Annotated in this window: 5 protein-coding genes; 1 reads left to right on the top strand and 4 read right to left on the bottom strand. The window is 66.7% G+C overall.

Annotation, left to right across the window (positions count from 1 at the left end; all coding sequences use genetic code 11):
- From PGX04_RS33425 to PGX04_RS33410, 4 genes are all read right to left on the bottom strand, one after another.
- Positions 1-981 (bottom strand): mandelate racemase/muconate lactonizing enzyme family protein (locus tag PGX04_RS33425; RefSeq protein ID WP_273742408.1); only part of this gene is annotated, 981 nt, incomplete at its 3' end.
- Positions 978-1,922, bottom strand: a complete 945-nt coding sequence (locus PGX04_RS33420) for a 1,4-dihydroxy-2-naphthoate polyprenyltransferase (RefSeq protein WP_273742407.1) — start codon at positions 1,920-1,922, stop codon at positions 978-980. The genes PGX04_RS33420 and PGX04_RS33425, both read right to left, overlap by 4 nt.
- Before the next feature lie 73 nt (positions 1,923-1,995).
- Positions 1,996-3,219, bottom strand: coding sequence for a DUF7350 domain-containing protein (locus PGX04_RS33415; protein ID WP_273742406.1), 1,224 nt, complete (start codon positions 3,217-3,219; stop codon positions 1,996-1,998).
- Between the two features lie 47 nt (positions 3,220-3,266).
- Entirely contained in the window at positions 3,267-4,160 is an 894-nt protein-coding gene (locus PGX04_RS33410) for a 1,4-dihydroxy-2-naphthoyl-CoA synthase (protein WP_273742405.1), read from the bottom strand.
- Positions 4,161-4,362: 202 nt separating this feature from the next.
- On the opposite strand from PGX04_RS33410, the gene PGX04_RS33405 reads away from it, so the two are divergent.
- Positions 4,363-4,682 (top strand): DnaJ domain-containing protein (locus PGX04_RS33405; protein WP_273742404.1); only part of this gene is annotated, 320 nt, incomplete at its 3' end.

Genomic DNA, 4,682 nt, shown 5'->3' with positions numbered 1-4,682 from the left:
CACGTCCGGGATCGCCGCCGCGAGGTGAACCGCGCCCGTCCGCGCGACGACTCCGTCGATCGTCGTCGTCACCAGCGGCGTGATATCGAGTTCAGCCAACCAGGCCGCGACCTTGCGGGCGACGTCGATCCCGCCGAGCGCCATCGGTTTCAGGACGACGACGTCCGCCGCGTCGGCCTCGCAGATCGAATCGACGCCGTGCTCGAGCAGTCCCTCGTCGAGCGCGATCGAGACGCCGCGACTCATCGCCCGGAGATCGGCGTGTCCCTCGAGCGCGCCGGCGGGCAGCGGCTGCTCGAGGATCGAAACCCCCAGATCCGCGAAGGCGTCGAGCGCCGATTCGGCCTCCTCGTAGGTCCAGGCCTCGTTGGCGTCGGCTCGCAGTTCGACGTTCGAGCCGACGGCGTCGCGAACGCGACGAACGCGCTCGATATCGTCCTCGACGCTTCGGATCCCCACCTTCAACTTGCAGCAATCGAAGCCGCGATCGACCGCCTCGCGGACCTCGCGTACCGTTTCCGCCGGGGAGCCGTCGCCGATCGTCGCGTTGACGGGAACCCGACCCACCATCGGACCCTGGCCGAGATAGCGGTACAGCGGCGTCGACTCGCGCGTCGCCTGCAGGTCCGCGAGCGCGAGCGAGAGCGCGTGTCTGGCCGCGACTTGTCGGTCGACCACCTCGAGCGCCTCGCTCGGACTGGCCGTCTGAAGTGCGTCCCGAGCGCGCTCGAGCGCCCGCTCGCAGTCCTCGAGGGACTCGGTCCACCCCTGAAGCGGCGTGGCTTCGCCGTAGCCGACGGCGGCTTCCGGTGGAATACCGTCGTCGGTTCCGTTCCCGGTGTCGCTATCGCTACTCTCGTCGACCAACCGGACGAGAAATCCGTCCCGCGAGTCGATCGTCCCGTCGGCCGTCTTCAGCGGCTCGGCGAGGGCCAGCGAGAACGATCGGTACTCGAGCGAGAGGTCGTCGGTCTGACTCATAGGACCACCAGCCCCCCCGCGAAACAGATCGCGTACATCGCGAGCAGTTTGCCGGTCCCCTCGAGCGCAGGATTGAGCGCCTCGCCGTCGGTTCGCGTACAGACCGTTCGGGTGACCATCGCGGCGTAGGGCAGCGTAACGAGCGGGAGCAACACGCCGGGGCCGAAGTCGGCTGCGAGCCAGAACCAGACCGGGACGACGTAGGCGAGCGCGAGCATGGCGACGTACTCGAGGCGGCTCCACCGGTAGCCGAGTCGGACAGCGAGCGTCCGTTTGCCGGTCTCGGCGTCGGTCTCCAGATCGCGGACGTTGTTCACGACGAGGATAGCCGTCGAGATCCCGGCGACGGGGAGGCTCGCTACGATGGCTTCGCGCGGGACGGTTCCGTCGGGGATCGTCGTCGCCAGCGGCTCCGCGAGGACGGCCGCGGCCTGCACGTAGTAGGTCCCGGTCACGGCGACGAGGCCGAAGAAGACGAACACGAAGAGGTCACCCAGTCCGTGATAGCCCAGCGGGTAGGGGCCGCCGGTGTAGGCCCACCCGCAGAAGACGCTCACGAGCCCGATCACGAGGATCGGGAGCCCGCCGACGTAGACGAGGTAGGTCCCGGTGAGGATCGCCAGCCCGAACGTCACGACGGTCGCGAGCTTCACCTGCCCGGGCGAGATGAGTCCCGACTGCGTTACTCGGGTAAAGCCCTCGCGATCCGCCGTATCGGCACCCTTGACCGCGTCGTAGTAGTCGTTCGCGAAATTCGTTCCGATCTGTATCAACGCCGACCCGACGAACGCCATCACCGCCGGCACCAGCGCGAACACCCCCTCGTCGGCTGCCAGCCCCGTCCCCACGATGATCGGGGCCGCAGCCGCGGGCAAGGTCTGGGGGCGGGCCGCCATTAGCCACGCCTTCGTCCGTGATATCTCGACCTCGGCCGAACTCATGAATCGAGTGTCCCACTCGAGAGAGTGTCAACGTTGGCATTGCGAGACGACCGATGCTCTGTCGACGGTGAAATTACGGCTCGGGAACCACCAGCTCGAGCGGCTCCATTTCGACGAACGCGGTCTCGTATCCCTGGTGTCGTGCCGTTTGCGGCGGTGATGTGACCGTGAGCGGTATCGAGTCGCCCGGTCGCGCGTCTTCGAGGGACCCTCCGTAGTGGAACCCGAACTCGCTATCGAGCGTTCGTGTAAGCTCGAGCGGGTCGTCGACGGACGGCTCCCCGTCGCGTTCGACGGCGGCACGCAGCGACATGTTCGTGAGCGGCACGCGGTTGTACGGCGTCCGCGGCGAGACGAGCAAGTACCGGTCGTCGCCGTCGGCCAGTCGCGAACCGGGCTCGAGCAGCGTGACGACGAACGCCGCATCGCCGCTCATCGGTACTTCGTCGTCCGAGTCCGTCCCGGAGGCCGCGTCCGGATCGACCAACTGAGTTCCGGGGTAGTCGTCGGCGGGCGGCAGCGCGGAGTACGGAACCTCGGAGTGCATGCCCTCCGTCTCTCCGTCGCTATCGTTGGTCATGGGCTCGAGTGCACCGCGGTTCCCCCAGCGCTCTCGATCCAGTAGTTCGATGCCGTCGACGACCTCCTCGCGGAAGGCTGCGTCGTAGGTAAATTCGAACGTCGCCGTCTCGGCCTCGCCGAAGCGTCCCGCGAACGCACCGGTTCGCCGCATCGAAACGGGCGGCAGTTCGACCCTGACGGCGTAGGTGCCATCGCTCGGGAGGGAAACGTTGTCCCCGACGTGGAGCCCCATCTCCTGGGAAACCATTGGCCACAGCGACGACGATCGCCGCCAGTCGTCCTCACGGTCGATCGTCACTCGGGGCGTGCCGTCGACGGGAAGCACGCGTTCCGTCGCGGGGTCCCAGACGACGATCATCAGATGGATCCCGCGGCTGCCGTCGGGTTCGACGAGTTGGCGATCAGTCCCGGTAACGAGCCAGAACGGGTGGGGGTACGTGAGCATCGGTGCCAGCGCGTAGTCGCCGGCCTGTACCGGCTCGAGGACTCGCATCGATTTCCGGTGGCCGGGCAGATAGACCGCGTCCGGTGGATTTTCGATCATCGGAATCGGCGAGGTTCCCGCGGCGTCTTCGCCGTCGTCCTCGGCTCCGGGTTCGGGGTCGCCACCGCTCTCCGTCCGCTCGTCCGTCCCGCTTCCCGGAGCAGCACAGCCTGCAACGGTGAGCGCCGCCGGGAGTACGGCCGTCCGCCGGAGGTACGTTCGTCGATTCATAGCTGATTGAATTCACTCGAGAGGCGGGTAGGCGGGTTCCTGGCCGCTCAGTAGTGCCACGGGTAGTCGTCGAAATCGGGGTCGCGACCCTCGACGAAGGCGTCCCGTCCCTCCGCCGCCTCGTCGGTCATGTAGCCCAGCCGCGTCGCCTCGCCCGCGAAGACCTGCTGGCCGACCATCCCGTCGTCGGTCATGTTAAAGGCGTACTTGAGCATCCGCATCGCCGTCGGGCTCTTGGAATTGATGCGCTCGCCCCACTCGAGTGCGGTCGCCTCTAACTCCTCGTGGGGAACCGCCTCGTTGACCATGCCCATCTCCGCGGCCTCCGTGGCGTCGTAGGTCTTCCCGAGGAAGAATACTTCTCGGGCCTTCTTCTGTCCGATCTGCTTGGCGAGGTACGCCGAGCCGAAGCCGGCGTCGTAGCTCGCCACGTCGGGGTCGGTCTGGAGGAACTTCGCGTGTTCCTCGCTCGCGAGCGTGAGATCGCAGACGACGTGCAGCGAGTGGCCGCCGCCGACGGCCCAGCCCGGTACCACCGCGACGACCACCTTCGGGATGTGCCGGATGAGCCGCTGGACCTCGAGGATGTGCAGCCGCCCCTGCTCCGATGCCCGTTCTTCGGTTCCTTCGTACTGATAGCCGTCCTCACCGCGGATCGTCTGATCGCCGCCGGAACAGAAGGCCCAGCCGCCATCTTTCGACGACGGACCGTTACCGGTCAGGAGGATACAGCCCACGTCCGTCTGGCGCTTGGCGTGATCTAAGGCGTCGTACAGTTCGTCGACGGTCCCCGGTCGAAAGGCGTTGCGGACGTCCGGTCGGTCGAACGCGATCCGAACCGTTCCGGAGTCGACCGCCCGGTGGTACGTGATATCCTCGAACTCGTCGTTCAGGTCGGCGACCGGCTCCCACTGCTCCGGATCGAAGCGTTCCGAAACCATTTGCTCGAGTGTGGTGTGCGGGACGTGAAATAGGTTCTCGTCGCGATTCGGCCGATTTCATATAGCGATATGTGATTCATATGGCGGATACGGGCCGGATCTTCGTGCCAGCGAGTACCACGGTCACGGAGCGATCATCGCCCGCGAGTGACAGTCATCTGGCCCGAGTGGTTTTTTACCCGGCCGCCGAACCGCTCACGCGATGGGCGAGTCGTACTACGAGATACTCGAGATCGATCCAGGTGCGACTCGAGCCGAGATCGAGTCATCCTATCGGGAGCGCGTCCTCGAGACGCATCCGGATCACTCCGACGACCCCGACGCGGCCAAGCGGTTCCAGCGGGTCACGACCGCGAAGTCGGTGCTCACCGACGGGACGGAGCGCGCACGCTACGATCGACTCGGCCACGACGCCTATGTCAGTCTCGCGAGGGGACCTACCGGTGGGGAACGCTCGAGCGGCGGCGATGACGCGAACAGTGCAGCCGCCTCGAGCGGCGCGCACGCTGGCGGCTCCGCGGC

This window comes from Natrinema soli, assembly GCF_028618695.1.
Note: the sequence above shows the minus strand (reverse complement) of the source record. Positions and strands in the feature narration are given on the sequence as shown.